The 17,497-nt window shown below is 65.1% G+C and carries 18 protein-coding genes and 3 pseudogenes; 9 read left to right on the plus strand and 12 right to left on the minus strand.

What is annotated here, in order from left to right:
* Positions 1-421: 421 nt before the first annotated feature.
* From B1A87_RS09040 to B1A87_RS09070, 7 genes are all read right to left on the minus strand, one after another.
* Positions 422-1,501, minus strand: coding sequence for a beta-ketoacyl-ACP synthase III (locus B1A87_RS09040; RefSeq protein WP_078028902.1), 1,080 nt, complete (start codon positions 1,499-1,501; stop codon positions 422-424).
* A 219-nt stretch (positions 1,502-1,720) separates the two neighbouring features.
* Positions 1,721-2,176 carry a hypothetical protein gene (locus B1A87_RS09045; RefSeq protein ID WP_139362855.1) on the minus strand — a complete coding sequence of 152 codons (456 nt, stop codon included), beginning with the start codon at positions 2,174-2,176 and terminating at the stop codon, positions 1,721-1,723.
* A 5-nt stretch (positions 2,177-2,181) separates the two neighbouring features.
* Entirely contained in the window at positions 2,182-2,562 is a 381-nt protein-coding gene (locus B1A87_RS09050; protein ID WP_144275766.1) for a metalloregulator ArsR/SmtB family transcription factor, read from the minus strand.
* A 178-nt stretch (positions 2,563-2,740) separates the two neighbouring features.
* The gene (locus B1A87_RS09055) at positions 2,741-2,935 is read right to left on the minus strand and encodes a hypothetical protein (protein WP_078028900.1); all 195 of its coding nucleotides are present in this window, start codon (positions 2,933-2,935) and stop codon (positions 2,741-2,743) included.
* Between the two features lie 258 nt (positions 2,936-3,193).
* On the minus strand, positions 3,194-3,622 hold the full coding sequence (locus B1A87_RS09060) for a pyridoxamine 5'-phosphate oxidase family protein (RefSeq protein WP_078028898.1): 429 nt from the start codon (positions 3,620-3,622) through the stop codon (positions 3,194-3,196).
* A gap of 245 nt (positions 3,623-3,867) precedes the next feature.
* On the minus strand, positions 3,868-5,088 hold the full coding sequence (locus tag B1A87_RS09065) for an NADP-dependent isocitrate dehydrogenase (protein ID WP_078028897.1): 1,221 nt from the start codon (positions 5,086-5,088) through the stop codon (positions 3,868-3,870).
* 230 nt (positions 5,089-5,318) lie between these two features.
* The gene (locus B1A87_RS09070) at positions 5,319-7,178 is read right to left on the minus strand and encodes a phosphoenolpyruvate carboxykinase (GTP) (protein ID WP_078028896.1); all 1,860 of its coding nucleotides are present in this window, start codon (positions 7,176-7,178) and stop codon (positions 5,319-5,321) included.
* A 243-nt stretch (positions 7,179-7,421) separates the two neighbouring features.
* Here B1A87_RS09070 and B1A87_RS09075 point away from each other — a divergent pair.
* Both B1A87_RS09075 and B1A87_RS24635 read left to right on the plus strand, forming a co-directional pair.
* A pseudogene (locus B1A87_RS09075) lies at positions 7,422-7,890 on the plus strand (glutathione peroxidase).
* A 437-nt stretch (positions 7,891-8,327) separates the two neighbouring features.
* A complete protein-coding gene (locus tag B1A87_RS24635) occupies positions 8,328-8,537 on the plus strand; it encodes a hypothetical protein (protein WP_313902468.1) in 210 nt (69 codons plus the stop codon).
* 329 nt (positions 8,538-8,866) lie between these two features.
* Here the strand turns inward: B1A87_RS24635 and B1A87_RS09085 are convergent, their stop codons facing one another.
* From B1A87_RS09085 to B1A87_RS09095, 3 genes are all read right to left on the minus strand, one after another.
* Positions 8,867-9,187, minus strand: a complete 321-nt coding sequence (locus B1A87_RS09085; RefSeq protein ID WP_139362854.1) for a DUF6278 family protein — start codon at positions 9,185-9,187, stop codon at positions 8,867-8,869.
* A gap of 151 nt (positions 9,188-9,338) precedes the next feature.
* On the minus strand, positions 9,339-9,788 hold the full coding sequence (locus B1A87_RS09090; RefSeq protein WP_144275767.1) for a hypothetical protein: 450 nt from the start codon (positions 9,786-9,788) through the stop codon (positions 9,339-9,341).
* A complete protein-coding gene (locus B1A87_RS09095; protein WP_144275768.1) occupies positions 9,789-9,977 on the minus strand; it encodes a hypothetical protein in 189 nt (62 codons plus the stop codon).
* A gap of 183 nt (positions 9,978-10,160) precedes the next feature.
* Between B1A87_RS09095 and B1A87_RS09100 the strand changes: the two genes are divergently transcribed.
* The 7 genes and pseudogenes from B1A87_RS09100 (at position 10,161) to B1A87_RS09125 (ending at position 15,302) form a co-directional block, all read left to right on the plus strand.
* The gene (locus tag B1A87_RS09100) at positions 10,161-10,547 is read left to right on the plus strand and encodes a metalloregulator ArsR/SmtB family transcription factor (RefSeq protein WP_078028938.1); all 387 of its coding nucleotides are present in this window, start codon (positions 10,161-10,163) and stop codon (positions 10,545-10,547) included.
* Positions 10,544-12,283 (plus strand): SulP family inorganic anion transporter, encoded by a 1,740-nt coding sequence (locus B1A87_RS09105; RefSeq protein ID WP_078028893.1) that lies wholly within the window; start codon positions 10,544-10,546, stop codon positions 12,281-12,283. The genes B1A87_RS09100 and B1A87_RS09105 overlap by 4 nt, the downstream gene beginning before the upstream one ends.
* A gap of 17 nt (positions 12,284-12,300) precedes the next feature.
* On the plus strand, positions 12,301-12,561 hold the full coding sequence (locus B1A87_RS09110) for a hypothetical protein (protein ID WP_139362853.1): 261 nt from the start codon (positions 12,301-12,303) through the stop codon (positions 12,559-12,561).
* A gap of 11 nt (positions 12,562-12,572) precedes the next feature.
* A pseudogene (locus tag B1A87_RS24950) lies at positions 12,573-12,947 on the plus strand (class I SAM-dependent methyltransferase); the annotation flags it as partial.
* A 128-nt stretch (positions 12,948-13,075) separates the two neighbouring features.
* Complete coding sequence (locus tag B1A87_RS22955) at positions 13,076-13,288, plus strand: hypothetical protein (RefSeq protein ID WP_185982419.1); 213 nt, start codon at positions 13,076-13,078, stop codon at positions 13,286-13,288.
* A complete protein-coding gene (gene ctaD, locus B1A87_RS09120) occupies positions 13,285-15,078 on the plus strand; it encodes a cytochrome c oxidase subunit I (RefSeq protein ID WP_260680768.1) in 1,794 nt (597 codons plus the stop codon). The genes B1A87_RS22955 and ctaD overlap by 4 nt, the downstream gene beginning before the upstream one ends.
* The gene (locus B1A87_RS09125) at positions 15,063-15,302 is read left to right on the plus strand and encodes a hypothetical protein (protein WP_078028890.1); all 240 of its coding nucleotides are present in this window, start codon (positions 15,063-15,065) and stop codon (positions 15,300-15,302) included. Before ctaD ends, B1A87_RS09125 begins: the two co-directional genes overlap by 16 nt.
* A gap of 192 nt (positions 15,303-15,494) precedes the next feature.
* On the opposite strand, the pseudogene B1A87_RS09130 reads toward B1A87_RS09125, so the two are convergent.
* A pseudogene (locus B1A87_RS09130) lies at positions 15,495-15,682 on the minus strand (Clp protease N-terminal domain-containing protein); the annotation flags it as partial.
* Between the two features lie 1,325 nt (positions 15,683-17,007).
* A complete protein-coding gene (locus B1A87_RS23775; protein WP_260680769.1) occupies positions 17,008-17,208 on the minus strand; it encodes a hypothetical protein in 201 nt (66 codons plus the stop codon).
* Between the last annotated feature and the right edge of the window lie 289 nt (positions 17,209-17,497).

Genomic DNA, 17,497 nt, shown 5'->3' on the forward strand with positions numbered 1-17,497 from the left:
CGAGGAGAAGGGTCGTGTTTCCCGTGATGGAAGGTCAGCCAGTCGTCAGGAAGGGCAGACAGGCGTCATAATTGGCCATAACATCATCAAAGCTCCGTAGGTATGCCCGGCCGGAGGCCGCTGTTCCTGCAGCGCGGGCGTCGACGGAGGCTAGGAGCGGCTGACAGCTGCGCCCTGCAGCTTCCAATGTGGCGATACCCCAAGGGTGTGTGGCCGGTCCCACGGCAATGCCGAAGGGCTCATATGTGTCTGTAAGGATGTTGCGCGCTACGGATTTCCACGTAGCCAGGTAGGTCTCCTGGGATTTCTGGATCAGTTCGTCGTTCTTGCTGTCTTAGGCACGAAGCAATTCCGTGGAGAGCTGTCCCATTCTTCGGCGGTGCGAACCAGCAGGTGGGCGGCACGAAGCCGGGCCCGGATTTCATTCAGGGACGGCATGCTTGCCTTCTTCCATGGCAACGGTTTTTGGTGCGGGCGATTGGTGCTTCGCCTTAGGCCGGGGCAGGGTATTTGTTTCTGTCGTGGAGGGGGTGTGGATGACCTGGCCCGCGTAGGAGAATCCTCCCCCGAAGCCGAAGAGCAGTACGGGGCGGTCGGGGGGAAGCTGGCCCTCGCGGACGAGCTTGGCCAGGGCGAGTGGGATGCTGGCGGAAGATGTGTTCCCCGAGGTGATAACATCCCGCGCGGTGATCTCACGGGGAATGCCGAGTTGGTCTGCGAGGGGTTCGATGATGCGCAGGTTTGCCTGGTGCGGGACGAAGGCGACGAGCTCTTCCGGCAGGACACCGGCCATTTCGCATGTTCGTCGGGCCAGCTCTGCTGCTTTGGTGATGGCCCAGCGGAACACGGACATGCCTTCCTGCTGGAAGCGGTGATCTGGCTCCTCGATCCTAACGGCGTGGGACAATTCCGGGACCGAGCCCCAATGGACAGGTCCGACGCCTGGGGTGGCCGAGGCTGTGAGCACAATGGCGCCGGCGCCGTCACCGACAAGCACACAGGTGGTCCGGTCCCCCCAGTCCGTGAAGTCGCTGAGCTTCTCTGCCCCGATGACAAGGGCATGCTTGGCAGCTCCTGAGCGGATGGCCTGATCCGCCACGGCGAGGGCATGCGTGAAGCCTGAACAGGCGGCGTTAAGGTCAAAAACGGCAGGGTTGCGGGCGCCTAGGGCAGCTGAGACCCGTCCGGCTGTGCTCGGGGAGCGGTCCTGGGCGGTAACAGTGGCAACGACGATCAAATCGAGATCCCGGGCGTCGATGCCGGAGTGCCGGAGCGCGTCCCGCCCGGCGCGGGTGGCCATGTCCGCAACGGACTCGCTGTCGGCAATGCGGCGTGTTTGGATCCCGACCCTGCTGCGGATCCATTCATCGCTGGTGTCCACCATAAGGCTGAGGTCCTCGTTGGTGAGGACCCTGTCAGGCTGGTATGAACCGACCCCGGTAACGCGGGATCCGCGGGATGGGGAGACGTTTTGTCCCCGGCTGCGCGTTGCTGTGGTCATGGTTGTTCCTCATGTTCGGAGCGGTCAGGGATTCGCTGGCGGACGGGCCGCCCAATGGTCCCGTCGGCCGTGGTTTCGGGACGTGTCGTCTCTGGGCTTGGACTTTCGATGCCTACCTGCTTGGGATTTATCGCTGGTGTCTACCCGTTGCTTGGTCCCGGCGAGGCGCCGGAAACGTGACGGCAAGCCGTGGTCGTGATCGGCGGATGGGGGTCGGGTTCAGAGCCAACTCATCTCGCCCTCTTCAAGTCTCGGTTCCTGGGTGCTGGACGGGGAGCTGCGGATCACCTTGAAAATCTCCTGGACGGTCATCCCTGCCGCTTTGGCGGCAATGTCAGGCTCGATCTCGGCTGCTATGGCCTCTCGCAGTGCCTGCGCCAGGGCAGCTTTGGCCTGCTCGGTGCGGATCTCCTGCATCTCCAATTCTCCCGCAGCGGTGTAGAGCTTCAGCAGCCGTTCATGCATGGCGTCTCCTTGAACTGATTGGCCGGGATGGGGAAGTGTGCCGAGCCGTCCCAGGTATAAGGGCGGGTCATGCCTGCGCGCGAGTTCCACAGCCGGAGCCAGCTCATCGAACACGTGCTTGTGGCGGCGCAGTGATTCCAGCACGCCGACCCGGATAACCAGCGCAAGATGCCGGTCCTGCGACGGCAGCGGCGTGCGGGCAGTGTTCACGACCCTCACCCGGCGCTGCCTGCGGGGACAGACTCACGTGATGGTGCCCCGGAATGTTCCAGCTGTTCGCGGGTGGTGTGCAGCATGTCGTTCAGCAGCAATCTGGCCACCGCGAGAAGGTCCGCGACCTGGGGATAAGCCAGCGAGTAGAACATCTGCAGCGCCCTGCGTTCGCCCTTCACCAAGTTATAGCGCCGCAACACCATCAGATGCTGGGACAAATGGGAGGCCTCCAGCCCGGTCGCGGCAAGCATGTCAGTGACCGACACCTCCGGCGCCGCCGAGAGCAGCTCCAGCACCCGGATCCTCACCGGGTGGGCCAGGCCCTTGAAAAGGTTGGCCTTCACCTCATACAACGGCGCCCGGAAATCCGAGAATTCTTCCATACCTGCCTCCCGGTGCAATATGCACGCCCGCGGTTACTAATTTATTAATCCATCATCCACTAACGCAAGCGGAATTGCTGCACTGATGTTGTCAACTCCCGACATTCCCTTCCCCCCGTCCTGCGGCGGGTGATTTAGTCCCCGTGGAACGCGTTGCTGTTCTCCAGTGAGGGAACGGTTACAGGCTTGCGGAGGATGTCGAGGACTTCACCAAGCTCATGTTGACGGCCGCCGCGACCACTTCAGGAGGCACCGGAGCCGCCAACGCCGTACATACGGCCTGGATGAAGGCCTCGTGGGCCCGGTCGGCGCGGATCTCCAGCATTTCCACCTCGAGGGCTGCTGGATGAATGCTTTTCAGACCTTCGTCCATGGATTGCCTTCTGGCGCTGGCGAAGTCGCGAGCAAAGAAGACGAGGGTCAGTCTTCGGGGTCGGCGGAACGGACGTCACGATCCCCAAAATGCGGCCGCGGAGTTCATTGAGAGGCTGCACCAGAGGGCCAACATGGCCCGCACCCTGGCCCGGGCGGATGAATTCATCCGAAGGCTCAGCGGGTATGGCTGACTGGGTACGCCGTCCGCAACCCGCCAGGTGCAGGGGAGGCCGGATGCGACCCGGGCCCTCGTCTCTTACTCCTGGGCGTCCTCCTGGGCGTAGATGGGCCGCCGCCGGCCGGTGATCCCGGTGGGGACAATCTCGACGAAGGACCCTTTCGCGGTCGGCGTCCAGGGGCGCTGGGCTTTCTGCTCAGCGGTATCGATTTCCGACCAGTTCTGCAGTTCGCGGGCCGTTCCTTGGACGACAACGGTCCAGGCGGACGTTTCCGACCGGCCGTTCGCTTCAAAGGCCACCGAAGGGTTGATGGTCAGTTCCACGAGCATCTCGCCCTGGGGCGTTCGCACCAGTATTTTGCCGTTCTGGGCGTGGAATTCCACTGGAAAAATATCAGGCTTGTTATGCACGCTCACGGCCAGCCGGCCCTGGGTGGTACCGCCCAGCAGTTTCCAGCATTCATGCGGGTTCAGGTTCGCCGCGGGGTACTGCGCATCAGAGAGCATGATCGTCCTTCCACGGCCCCGGACATACCGTTGGCCTTGTCAACTGCCTCATCCGACGTTCTTGCGCCGATGATGTAGCGCCCAGCTTAGCGCCGGGTTTAACCCGTTGGCCCTTCACGCCCCAACCCGGGCTCGGCCCCGGAGGACACGGAAGCGGCCGGTCGGACAAACTCGAGCTGCGCACCGCCCGTTCGGCGGTTCCCCCGAGCGGGCGAGTGGATCTCCGGGAACGGTCGGTCGGGGGACTAGCCTAGGCGTGCCTTGAGGTTGTCGTCCAGTGCTGCAAGGAACTCCTCGGTGGTGAGCCATTCCTGGTCCGGTCCCACCAAGAGGGCCAGGTCCTTGGTCATCTGGCCGGCTTCGACCGTCTTGATGACGACGTCTTCGAGAGTGACGGCAAAGTCAATGACGGCAGGGGTGTTGTCCAGTTTGCCGCGGTGCATGATGCCCCTGGTCCACGCGAAGATCGAGGCGATCGGGTTGGTGGATGTGGGCTTGCCCTGCTGGTGCTGGCGGTAGTGGCGCGTCACGGTGCCGTGTGCGGCTTCGGCCTCGACAGTCTTGCCGTCCGGGGTCATCAGCACGGAGGTCATGAGACCGAGCGAGCCGTAGCCCTGGGCGATGGTGTCGGACTGGACGTCGCCGTCGTAGTTCTTGCAGGCCCAGACGTAGCCGCCTTCCCACTTCATCGCCGATGCCACCATGTCGTCGATCAGCCGGTGCTCGTAGCTGAGGCCTGCTGCTTCAAACAGATTTTTGAACTCGGCGTCGAATACTTCCTGGAAGAGATCCTTGAACTGGCCGTCGTAGGCCTTCAGGATGGTGTTCTTGGTGGAGAGGTAGACGGGGTAGTTCCGCTGCAGCCCGTACGCGAAGGAGGCGCGGGCGAAGTCACGGATGGAGTCGTTGAAGTTGTACATGCCCATGGCCACCCCGCCGCCGCTGGGGTAGGTGATCACCGTCTGCTTGATTTCTTCGCCTCCGTCGGAGGGGGTGAAGGTCATCGTCAGCGTGCCAGAGCCTGGGACCTTGAAGTTGGTCGCCATGTATTGGTCGCCGAAGGCGTGACGGCCGATGATGATCGGCTTGTTCCAGCCCGGAACCAGGCGCGGGATGTTGGAGATGATGATGGGCTCGCGGAAAACGACGCCGCCCAGGATGTTACGGACGGTTCCGTTCGGGGACGGCCACATCGTCTTCAGGCCGAATTCCTCGACCCGGGTCTCGTCAGGGGTTATCGTGGCGCACTTAACGCCGACGTTGTATTCCTTGATGGCGTTGGCGGCGTCGATCGTGACCTGGTCATCGGTCGCGTCACGGTTCTGGATGGACAAATCGAAGTGTTTCAGGTCCACATCCAGATAGGGGATGATCAGGCGGTCCTTGATGAACTGCCAGATGATGCGGGTCATCTCGTCGCCGTCAAGCTCCACAATGGAGCCAGCGACCTTGATCTTTTCGTTCATACGGTCCTCTTTGATTTCATGGGCACCATGCCCACACCGATGGTGGTCTCTGACATCTGCAGCCCCGGCGGTGAGCCTGACGTCGCGGGTTGGTGCGACAGGCCGGGATGACGCCGGATCGCCCCGTACTCTCCGGACGCGCGCTGCCGGTCCGGTGCCCTGAACAGGCGAACCGAAGGGTGGCGCCCGGTGCACGGACAGTTCCGGTCACCGGGCGCCACCCCCGGCACCTATCGGGAGCTGACGCGCGGCGTCCCCCGGCGGGCAGCGAAGCGGTTCTTGAGGTGTTGCAGCTCGGCCGGCAGCTCGGGGGGCAGCAAGTCACCGAACCGGCCGTACCACTGATCGATGCTGTCGATTTCCGTGGCCCACTCCTGTGAATCGACTGCCAGGGCGGCATTGAGGTGTCCGGGGGTGACGTCGAGGCCTTCGATGTCGAGGGACTCCGGTGCGGGGACGAAGCCGATGGGGGTTTCGATGGCAGCCGCTGTCCCCTCGAGCCTTTCGATGGCCCATTTCAGGACGCGGGAGTTGTCTCCGAACCCGGGCCAGAGGAAATTCCCGTCGGCGCCGCGGCGGAACCAGTTGACCAGGAAGATCCGGGGCAGTCGGGCGGGATTGGCCGTCCGGCCGATCTCCAGCCAGTGGCTTAGGTAGTCTCCGGCGTCGTAGCCGATGAAGGGGAGCATGGCCATCGGATCGCGCCGGACGACCCCGACCTGACCGGCGGCTGCCGCTGTCGTCTCGGAAGACAGCGTCGATCCCATGAACACACCCCCTGCCCAGTCCCTGGACTCGGTGACCAGGGGGATGGTTGTCTTCCGGCGGCCGCCGAAGAAAATGGCCGAGAGCGGCACGCCCTCGGGCTGGTAGTACTCCTCGGCCAGGATGGCGACCTGGCTGATGGGCGTACAGAACCGTGAGTTGGGATGGGCCGCGGGCCGGCCGGAGGCCGGGGTCCAGTCCTGGCCTTTCCAGTCGGTCAGGTGTTCCGGGATCTCCCGGGTCATGCCCTCCCACCAGACGCCGCCGTCATCGGTGAGGGCCACGTTGGTGAAGATGGTGTTGCCTTTGGCGATGGCGTCCATGGCGTTCGGGTTAGTCTGCCATCCGGTGCCCGGTGCCACGCCGAAGAGACCCGCCTCCGGGTTGGTGGCCCGCAGTTCCCCGTCCTTGCCCGGACGTATCCAGGCGATGTCATCCCCGAGGGTTTCCACTTTCCAGCCCTCAACGGTGGGGTTCAGCAAGGCGAGGTTGGTTTTGCCGCAGGCCGAGGGGAACGCCGCGGAGATGTAGTAGGCCTTATTTTCCGGGCTGGTGAGTTTGAGGATGAGCATGTGTTCCGCGAGCCAGCCCTCCTGCCGGGACATCGCTGACGCAATGCGGAGCGAGTAACATTTCTTGCCCAGCAGCGCGTTGCCTCCGTACCCGGAGCCGTAGGACCAGATGGACTTTTCCTCCGGGAAGTGCACGATCCATTTCTCGTCATTGCAGGGCCAGCTGACATCCTGCTGGCGTGGTTCCAGCGGCGCGCCGACGGAGTGCAGCGCGGGGACGAAGTCCGCGTCCAGCTCGACCATTTTGGCCAGGACATCGGAACCGGTGTGGGCCATGATGCGCATGGAGGCGACCACGTAGGCGCTGTCGGTGATCTCAACCCCGAATTTGGGGTCCTCGGCGTCGAGGTGGCCCATCACGAACGGAATCACGTACATGGTGCGGCCGCGCATGGCGCCGGCCAAGAGCCCGCCCAGTTTCTCCTTCATCCGCGCGGGTTCCATCCAGTTGTTGGTGAAGCCCGCGTCCCGTTCGTCTTCGGAGCAGATGAAGGTCCGCTCTTCGACGCGGGCGACGTCCTTGGGGTCGGAGAAGGCGGCAAAGGAGTTGGGGAACTTGTCCTCGGCCAGGCGCGTCAGCGTCCCGGCTGCGACGAGCCCGTCGGTGAGCGCACGGTATTCGTCCTCGGATCCGTCTACCCAGTGGATGCGCTCCGGTCCGGTCAGGGCGGCTACCTCGCCGACCCAGTCCAGAAGCCGGTCAGAGGCAACGGGGGCGGTGTCCAGGAGGCTGGAGGTTGTGGTGTTGTGCACGGTTCTCTTCCTTCCCCCGCACTGACGGCGGGCGGGGCGGTCCTAGAAAAGTCATGGAAATGTTCGTGAAGCCTCGGCCAGGGCTGACAGGAATCAGCAACGGCCGTCCGCGCACGATAGAGGAATCGGGCGAAAGCTTTACTATTTGATGGATACATCATCTAATATAACAGTCATTCAATGGTGCGGGTCGCCCTGCCGTCACCGTGACCCTTAGGACCGACAACTTTGCGAGGATGCCTCATGACCGCTCTGCACTCCATTCCACTCACCCTCATCGACGGAACGGACACTGACTTCGGCCGCTTCAAGGGGAGGTGGTGCTGGTGGTGAACGTCGCGTCAAGTGCGGGAACACGCCGCAGTACGCGGGGCTTAAGGCCCTGCACAACAAGTTCCGGGAGCAGGGCTTCGCGGTGCTGGGAGTCCCGTGCAACCAGTTTGCCGGGCAGGAATCGGGGGCCGACGCCGAGATCGCCGAGTTCTGCGAACGCAACTTCGGCGTGACGTTCCCGCTGACCACCAAGGCAGAGATCCGCGGCGAGAACCAGCACCCGCTCTATGCCGAGCTGACCAAGTTCAAGACCGGCGAACTTCCGGACCTGGTGCAGTGGAATTTCGAGAAGTTCCTGGTGGGCCGCGACGGCGAGGTCAGGGCGCGTTTTGCCCCCGCAATGGATGTCATCGAGGCCGTCCAGGCAGCCCTTGCCTGATCCTGACCCAGGGCCGGGGGCCCCTATCCCAAAGTATGCTGACCAGCCCAGACCGGCCACATCGTCTAACCCCCGGGCGAACCCGCTGGCCTGCCCACGGCGTGGTCATGGTGCCCCGGGGCTGGACGGCACGGCTGGCGCATCAGAAAGTATGGTGAATAACAGCTGGAACCCCCGCGCAGTCCAGCAGCCGGCCGAGGTGGAGCACATCCCCATGCTGTGTTGCCCGGAGCGGAAACGGAATGCGCACGCCGTTTTCCGGGTTTCTGCCGGAACAGGGCTGCGGCATTGGTCGACATCAAGCAGGTCGGGGAGCGCCCGGAGGGGCACCTTTTCATGCGCGGGGACTTTGCCGCGGAGGAAGATGCCTCCACGGGCAGACCGGGGCCGCCTTGACCGTTCGCCCGCGGATTATTTTAGTGAAGGCGGCTGTTCCGATGGACCGATTTCCCGCCCGGCAGGTGGACCTGTCCGAGGTAATGGCCGAACTCTTCAAGAGTCTGGCCCACTCTGTCCGGGTCAGGGTTTTGGAGCTGTTGGCGGCGGCAGAAGGCACCGTGCCCGTCTCGGACCTCCTTGCCAGCACGGGATGGAAGCCTCCCACCTGTCCCAGCACTTATCTGTGCTGCGCCGCCATCATCTGGTGAGGTCCACCCGGCGGGGTTCGCAGGTATCTTATGAACTGTCTTCCCCCACGTCCCGGACCTGCTCGCCGCCGCACGGGAGCTGCTGCTGAACGGTCCTGCAGACCAACCAGGAGCATCTGGCATGGTCCCGGGCTCAGACCGCACCGGCACCGCCGTCACGGGCGGACGGCAGAGACGCCTGAAGACGGCTCAGCGCCCCTTGACGCGGAGCTGCGGCAGATCACCCGATGGGAGCCGGAACCTGACGCGGCAGATGCGCAGTGCCATCCCCGGTATCCGTGCCGCGGGCTGCCATGACCGTCGACGGCAGGGATGCGGTCAGCGGGCATCTAGGGTGTCGTTGTCAGGCTTTGGGCGTAGGGCAGGACGGTCCGCAGGTCCGGTGCGCCGGTTTCCAGGCGCGCCCGGGCGAGGGCGATGACGTCCAGGTCGGTGTTTTCGGCCAGGCGGACGACGGGGTGGCCGTTGGGCAGAAGGCACCACTGGGCCGCGGGGAGGTTTCGGACCAGGACGGTGCCGAGGAAGAGCCCGGTTTCGACCCTGAGGCGCCATGGCGCGGGCCGGTTCCTGTCCGGCCCGGCGAGGAGTCCTCGAGTGCTTCGATCCCCGGCGCGGTGTCGGTGAGCGTTGCGCCGCGGGCCGCGGTCCATTGACGGAGGCTGCTGCACTGCCCCAGATGGGCATCGAGATGTTGCTCCATGGCAGCGGCGCCGGCTGCCGGTTCCCTGGTGAAGAAGATTGCATAGTCCCGGGCGGTGCCGGTACCCGGGTTGCGCCGGCAAAAATCCGCGGGCTGTCCGCTCATGCTCTGGGGACTCCCGTCACCAACCGGGTGAGGGGAATCCCTGTCTGGAGTTCCTGTCCGTTGAGGGAGCTGTACGCGGTGATGCGGCGATCCTCCCCCAGCCCGGCCAGGGAGGCCCGCGGGAAGAGCGCCGTGACGGACGTACCGGCGCAGGACGCTCCGCCGCGCGGGTGCAGTGTGCGGGTGCTGGTCCCGAAATCGTAGGTGGACAGGCTCGTGACCCGCCCGCCACGGAGACTGACCGTGAGGTGCCTGATCGTGGTCCGTCCCCCGTCGCCGGCACGGAGCCCGACCAGGTAGCTTCCCCTGCCAGGCGGCCCGTTCCGCAGAGTTAATTCCACGCGCAGGTCCGGGCCGGAGGTGTCCACCGACACCTCAGCGATGAGCGGAGCCGGAGGCGCGGGGGCAGGAAGCGGCGCGGACCGGTCCCTGTCTCTTATACACATCTAGATGTGTATAAGAGACAGCCCGCTCCCCGGCCGCTGCCCGGACGGTGCGGGATGTGTCCGGGCGGCGGGTCTGAAGGCCGCGGCGCGCTGCGGGCCGCCCGTTTCGCGGGGACAGGACCGCCAGTGCCGGGCCTCTGTCATCCGACGGGCCGTGGCGGCCGCCGGGATCTTCGTCGGGCAGGGCATTGGCGCCCCTTTCCCCGGTCGGGCGAAAGCGTGCGGATTTGCCCCGGGCCGGCGTGGTGTGTAGGTCGGGTCCCGGAAAGCCCGGGTCCGGCTGGGACGGAATGTTCCGCCCCCTGTTATATTGGATGATGGATCTATAAAATAGTCAACTATGAGCTTAATGTGATCGGCCGGGAGGCAGACATGGAAGAATTCTCGGATTTCCGGGCACCCTTGTATGAGGTGAAGGCCAACCTTTTCAAGGGCCTGGCCCACCCGGTGAGGATCCGGGTCCTGGAGCTGCTCTCGGCGGCGCCGGAGGTGTCGGTTACTGACATGCTTGCCGCGACCGGGCTGGAGGCCTCCCATCTGTCCCAGCATCTGATGGTGTTGCGGCGCTATAACTTGGTGAAGGGCCAACGCAGGGCGCTGCAGATGTTCTACTCGCTGGCTTATCCCCAGATCGCGGACCTTCTCGCGGTGGCCAGATTGCTGCTGAACGACATGCTGCACACCACCCGCGAGCAGCTCGAGTACTCGGGCACAGCCACCCCCGTGGCGGCAGGGGACACCATAGGCAGCACACGATGAAGGCCCTGACCGCGGCCCGGGCGCTTCTGCCCGGCCGGAGGGACTATGCAGATCTGCCCCGCACGTGGAAAGGGGACCTCATCGCCGGGGTCACCGTGGGCATCGTCGCCCTCCCGTTGGCGCTGGCCTTCGGGGTCAGCTCCGGCGCCGGTGCGGCCAGCGGACTGATTACTGCCGTCATCGCCGGCGTGATCGCCGCCGTCTTCGGCGGTTCCAACATCCAGGTCTCCGGTCCCACCGGGGCCATGGTTGTGGTCCTGGGTCCGGTCATCGCAACCCATGGCGCCGGGGCCCTGGCCGCGGTGGCCGTCCTGGCCGGGGTCATCGTCGTCGCCGCCGGTGTGCTCAAGCTCGGCCGGGTCGTGACCCTGCTGCCCTGGCCGGTGATCGAGGGATTCACTCTCGGGATTGCCATGATCATCTTCCTCCAGCAGGTCCCGGCCGCGTTCGGCGTCAAAGCCGGCCCGAGCAGCAACGCCGCCGTCTCTGCCGTCCAGGGCCTCGCCACGACGTCTCCCGCCGCCCTCCTGGCCCCGCTGGCACTGGTGGCCCTGGTCGCCGTGATCATGATCGCCGCACCCCGGATCCATTCGCAGATCCCCGGTTCCCTGATCGCCATCATCATCGCCAGCATCGCCGCCCAGGTGCTGGACCTTCCGGTGGCCCGGATCGGTTCCCTTCCCGATACGCTGCCCGCACCCGTCATACCGTCGCTGGACTGGGGCGCCGTGGCTGCCCTGGCCGGGCCGGCGGCGACCATCGCGGCCCTGGCGGCGATCGAATCGCTGCTCTCGGCCCGGGTTGCCGCGTCGATCTCCGATACGGGCCCCTACGACGCCGACCGGGAGCTCCTGGGGCAGGGCCTGGCCTCCGTCTGTTCCGGGTTTTTCGGCGGCATGCCCGCCACCGGGGCCATCGCCCGCACCGCGGTGAACATCCGCTCTGGCGGCCGGACGCGGCTGGCCGCCGTCACGCACGCCCTGGTCCTGCTGGGCGTGGTGTATCTGGCCACGGGCCCGGTCTCGCGGATCCCGCTTGCGGCCCTGGCCGGGGTCCTGATGGTCACCGCCACGCGTATGGTCTCCCTGGCCACGCTGCGCAGCGTGATCGGGTCAACCCGGGCCGACACCGTGGTGTTCTTTGTCACCGCGCTGATTACCGTGTCCTTCGACCTGATCGAGGCCGTGGCGATCGGCATCGCCGTCGCCTCCTTCTTCGCCCTGCGCACCCTGGTCAAGTCCAGCGGCGTGCACCGCGAAGAGATCCCCGGACCGGTCCAGGACGGGGACGAACACATCGCCGTTTTCCGCCTCGACGGGGCCCTGTTCTTCGCTGCCGCCGAGCGCGTCCTGGACCGGGTCAGCGCGATCCGCAACGTGGACGTCGTCATCATCCGCATGTCACAGCTCCAGGTCTTGGACGCAACCGGGGCCAGGGTCATCACCGACATCGTCAATTCCCTCGAACGCCGCGGGATCACCGTGCTGATCAAAGGGATCCAGGAGCGCCACCTGGCCCTGGTCACCAAGGTCGGCGTGCTGGAATCGCTGCGCCACCACAAACACCTGTTCGCGGAACTGCCCCCCGCCGTGGAACACGCCCGCAGCCACGTCGCCCGCGCCCGGGCCGCCCGTACCGCAGAACATCGGGCACAGGACAAGGAATCCGACGCCGGCCGGGACCCCGTCCGTCGCCCGGGCGCGACAGCCACGCCCCGCAACACCACGGTCCGATGAATGATTAGGAGCAACCTTTGCCGTCACCAGCCACCCTGGAATCCAGGCCCCAACGGGACCACGTGCGGCAGTACCTCCTGGGTTTCAGTCTCGCGGCCCTTCTGCTGTTCGACCGCCCGGCACTTCTCGCCGGGCCCACGAACCCGGCCTGGCTGGCCGCGGTGGTACTGACCGGCCCCACCGTCGGCATCCCCGCCGGGATCGCCGCCTTCCGGCAGCGCAACGGCGGCGGGCCCGCGGAAGCAAGAGCGCTTCGTCCGGGCGGGAGCCGGACGTGAGCGTGGACGGCATGCCGTTGCCGGCGTGGAAGCACGCACGGGGACGGCCCGGCTACCCTGCGGACGCGGAAGCCTGGAACCGCTGGTACGCCGAAACGGACTACGGCTGGGCCCCTGCCAGCTCGTCCGTGCGCTCGGCACTTAACGGGCTGGCGCCCGGGCGGGCCCTGGACCTCGGATCCGGGGACGGCCGCCACGCGGTCTGGCTGGCCGGCCGCGGCTGGCACGTGCGCGCCATGGACTTTTCCACCGAAGCCCTGGCCATCGGGCGGGAGCGTGCCTTCGCCGAGGGTGTCACCGGCCTGATCACCTGGTCGGTGGCCGACGTTACGGCGCACACCCCGGCCCCGGGGAGCCTGGACCTGGTCCTGGCAGCCTTCCTGGACATGCCCGGACCGGACCTCCAACGCGTCATCGCGCGCACCGCCCCGGCACTCGCCCCCGGGGAACCTTCCTGTTTATCGGCCACGATCCCGCCGACCCACGCGAAGGAGCCACCGGACCCCGGGCCTCCATGCTGCACGAGAGCACCGAAGTCGCCGCGTGGGCCAGCGCGGCCGGCCTCCAGATCGCCACAGCCGAGTCCCGGTCCCGGCCCGTTCCCGGGGACCGCCGCCCCGCGCTGGACTGCGTCGTCTTGGCCCGCAGCCCGGCCAGGGCTACGGACATCCCGTCCTTCAACGCACCCTTGCCCGCCAAGAACACCGATCGTGAGGTCCCGTCATGACCACGAGCACCACCTTCCCCGCCCAAGTGGTTCCCCGGTCCAAGGGCCGCATCGTGGTCAGCTGGATCACCACCACCGACCACAAGACCATCGGGTACATGTACCTGATCGCGTCCTTCACGTTCTTCTGCCTTGGCGGGGTGATGGCCCTGCTCATCCGCGCCGAACTGTTCGAACCCGGCATGCAGATCCTGGTGACGAAGGAACAGTACAACCAGCTGTTCACCATGCACGGCACGGTCATGCTGCTCATGTTCGCCACCCCGCTGTTCGCCGGGTTCGCCAATGTCATGATGCCCCTGCAGATCGGTGCCCCTGACGTCGCGTTCCCGCGGCTGAATGCCCTGGCGTTCTGGTTCTTCCTCTTCGGTTCGACCATCGCCATCTCCGGGTTCATCACTCCCCAGGGTGCGGCGTCGTTCGGCTGGTTCGCTTACGCGCCGCTGTCCAACACCACCTTCACCCCGGGGGTCGGCGGTGACCTGTGGGTCTTCGGCCTGGCACTGTCCGGGTTCGGCACGATCCTGGGGGCGGTGAACTTCATCACCACGATCATCTGCATGCGCGCCCCCGGCCTGACGATGTGGCGGATGCCGATCTTCACCTGGAACACGCTCATCACGGCCATCCTGGTCCTGATGGCCTTCCCGCCACTGGCTGCGGCGCTGTTCGCCCTGGGAGCGGACCGGAAATTCGGCGCCCACATCTTCGACCCCGAAAACGGCGGCCCGATCCTCTGGCAGCACCTGTTCTGGTTCTTCGGCCACCCCGAGGTGTACATCATCGCGCTGCCGTTCTTCGGCATTGCCTCCGAGATCTTCCCGGTCTTCAGCCGCAAACCCCTCTTCGGCTACAAGGGCATCGTGTATGCGACCATCTCCATCGGCGCCCTGTCCGTGACCGTGTGGGCGCACCACATGTACGTCACCGGCTCGGTGCTGCTGCCGTTCTTTGCCTTCATGACCATGCTGATCGCGGTGCCCACCGGCGTGAAATTCTTCAACTGGATCGGCACGATGTGGGGCGGTTCCCTGACGTTCGAAACCCCGATGCTCTGGAGCCTGGGCTTCATGGTCACGTTCCTCTTCGGCGGCCTGACCGGCATCATCCTGTCCTCCCCGCCGCTGAACTTCCACGTCTCCGACACCTACTTCGTGGTGGCACACTTCCACTACACCGTCTTTGGCACCGTCGTGTTCGCGATGTTCGCCGGCTTCTACTTCTGGTGGCCGAAGTGGACCGGCAAGATGCTCAACGAACGCCTGGGCAAGATCCACTTCTGGATGCTGTTCCTGGGCTTCCACGGCACCTTCCTGATCCAGCACTGGCTCGGCGTCGAAGGCATGCCCCGCCGCTACGCGGATTACATGCCCCAGGACAACTTCACCTGGATGAACCAGTTCTCCACCGGCGCGTCCTTCCTCCTGGGCGCCTCCCTGATCCCGTTCTTCTGGAACGTCTTCATCACCGCACGCAATGGGGAGAAGGTCGAAGTGGATGACCCGTGGGGCTTCGGGGCGTCACTGGAGTGGGCCACGTCCTGCCCGCCGCCGCGCCACAACTTCACTTCCCTGCCGCGGATCCGCTCCGAACGCCCCGCACTGGACCTGCACCACCCCGAACTACGGGTCCGCGAACACGAAACGACGCATTCGCCGGCAGCGGCCGCCCTCGGCGCCGCGGATATTGGAGTCCGTGATGTTCGTTCCCCGGATCCAATGACTGACCCTGACGCCCCTTGGGCCGTCTGCGCTTCACAGAAAGTAGGACAATTGTGGACCAATATCTGACTAGTGTCTGGTCCGCGTCCGCTGACCTGGAAATGCTTCAGGTGCAGACCGACCAGGCCCACGAGGCCCTCGTCCAGGCCCTGTGCAAGGCAATGGCGGCGCAGATTCCCCCGGAAGAGGTCGCGGCGGCGGCCGACATGAGCCTAAGTGAACTCTTCGACGCGCTCCGCAGGCGCAGGGTCGCCCCCTCCGCGGAGGATGGCCACGCGGTACACGACTCGTAAGCCCCCTCCCGTTACCGGGACAGGCAGCGACGTCCGGTCCGGTCCCCTGGGACCGGGGCGCCGCCCGTGTGCTGCGGCGTCGGGTCGACCCGGCCCCGACCCCCAACAGGCCCTGGCGCCGGGTGTCGGAATGGCCGTTGCTCGCCGCGGCCGTGTTCCTTGCCGCCTACTCGGTCCAGGTCATCACCAACCTGCCCGGAGCACAGACACCTCCAGCACCTTCTTTGCCCGCGGGGTGAAGGGAATCTGGCCGGAGGGCGCCTTCTGGCCCTGGCCGATGATCTCCTGTTCCTGCTCGCGGACGCCGTCGAGCGAAATGCTCAAGGACTCAAGAGCTTGGCGGCAACACCCTCACCCTCGCGGATCAGACCCAAGAGGATGTGTTCGGTACCAAGGTAATTGTGGTTCTAACCTCGTCCTCAGCCGGATAGGAACGCCTCTGTACTGCATTAGGTTGTGCATGAAGGCCGAACCACATCCCCGGGCCCGCGGACCGTGCCGTTCAGGGTTTTGCTCCGGCCAGGCCGGAGGACGTCTTCCAGTCACGGTTCGGTCTGGCTCAATTTTTTCAGTTGCCCATTAGGCGCTCGTAAAGTTTCAGCAGCTAATCCCTGTAATAGGTCACGAGCACGCGTCCACATTGCCCGAGTCGTTCTCCTAGCGGGAACAGCAGGAGAGTATGTCCCTATGAATAGGCGCGTGACCTGTGTGGGGGTCGAAACCCCGCTGACCTGCGGAAACACTGTGCCCGAGGTGGGACTCGAACTACATTCCAGACCTTGCGAACACTGGGAACTCCGGGAATCATGCGGAATCCGGCCTGATCCGACCGATGTACGGCCCAGTCCAAAGCTAAAAGTGTGGGCATTGTCCACACTCTATTTTTGCCATATTCCAGCTCCAAAACACGGGTGTCAGGAGGGGCTTCCCCGTTGTGACAAAAGATCCGTTATCGGCGATCGCCATGGCTTGCATTGGATGAGCGAAACCCGCATGTAGGTTCGCTGAAAAACCACGGACTAGAGATCGCGATACGAGACTCCTGCTGGCGATAAGCCTGCCGTCGTCGAGGCCAAGAAAGCCTGAATAGAGTTCCTCCACCAGACGATCACGGTGTGAACATCTGCATGTCCCGACTCTGACAACGCTCGCCATTCACCACTCCGGTCCAAACGCCGTCGGCGCCAAAAGCGACGGGACCTCTCATTAGATTTCGATGGGTTCCCGGCTGACCTGCTCCGTCACCCACACATAAACCTGCGTGATTGGCAGTCTGCCGAGCGCGGCCGGGAGGAAGTACGAGGAGAGGATGTCTTCGGCGTTGGGGTCGAAGTAGGCATCCGGCTTCGAACCCGGGACCCGGGAGCCGGCAGCGAAGTGCTGGGTGAGTTTGTAGGCCTTTTCTTCGTCGGTGACGTAGGCGAGCGGGTTCCACCACCAGCCGGTTCTTCCTGGGCGATCTTCTGCGGATCAAACACCCAGACGAGAGCGGTTTGGACCCGGACGCTGCGGGTGCCGTCCACTACGTCGCGCTTGTTTGACGTCGGGACGACGGCACCGGGTGCCTGAAGGATCGCAGGCATGACCCGGGACCTGGACTTACCGGTACGGGTGCCCCAGATATCGAGGCTGAGGTCTTCCCAGGACTGAATGAACGTCTGCCCGGTGGAGACCACCTTGCCGACCACGATGCCCGGGGTGCCTGTCACGCCGAGGCGCTCGGCCGTGGCTTTCGCGCCCTCTCGGAGAACGCGGCCAGGGATTTACCGCGCCCCAGGTACTGGGCGGCCTTTTCGACGCGGGCCCGCTTGCTCGCGCCCTTCTTCCAGGCCCCGAGTACAACGATGGCCAGGACCACGACCATGCCGGCCATGAGGGCGGCCGCGACGGTGGACTGGACGGGCATCCTACCGGAGACATCCGGGGAGCCGGGTACGTTGCCTCATCTGAAAAGATCCGGGAACGACCGGGCCGTGGACATCCTTGAGGGATGGGACTGACGATGAGCCAGCGGAAGGCTGTCACCCCCTGATCAATCAAGGACTGTTGAGCCGCTTCCACCTCAGCGAGAGCTTGAGCTTGCCGTCGCTTCACAAGTTCGTCTTGCGCGGCCGTAACCTCGGCAAGAGCACCAGCCCTCCCTTAGCCTCTTAGCTCGTCTGGGCGGCCTTGACTTCAGCGAGGGCGTCAGTCCT

This window comes from Arthrobacter sp. KBS0703, assembly GCF_002008315.2.
Classification (GTDB): domain Bacteria; phylum Actinomycetota; class Actinomycetes; order Actinomycetales; family Micrococcaceae; genus Arthrobacter.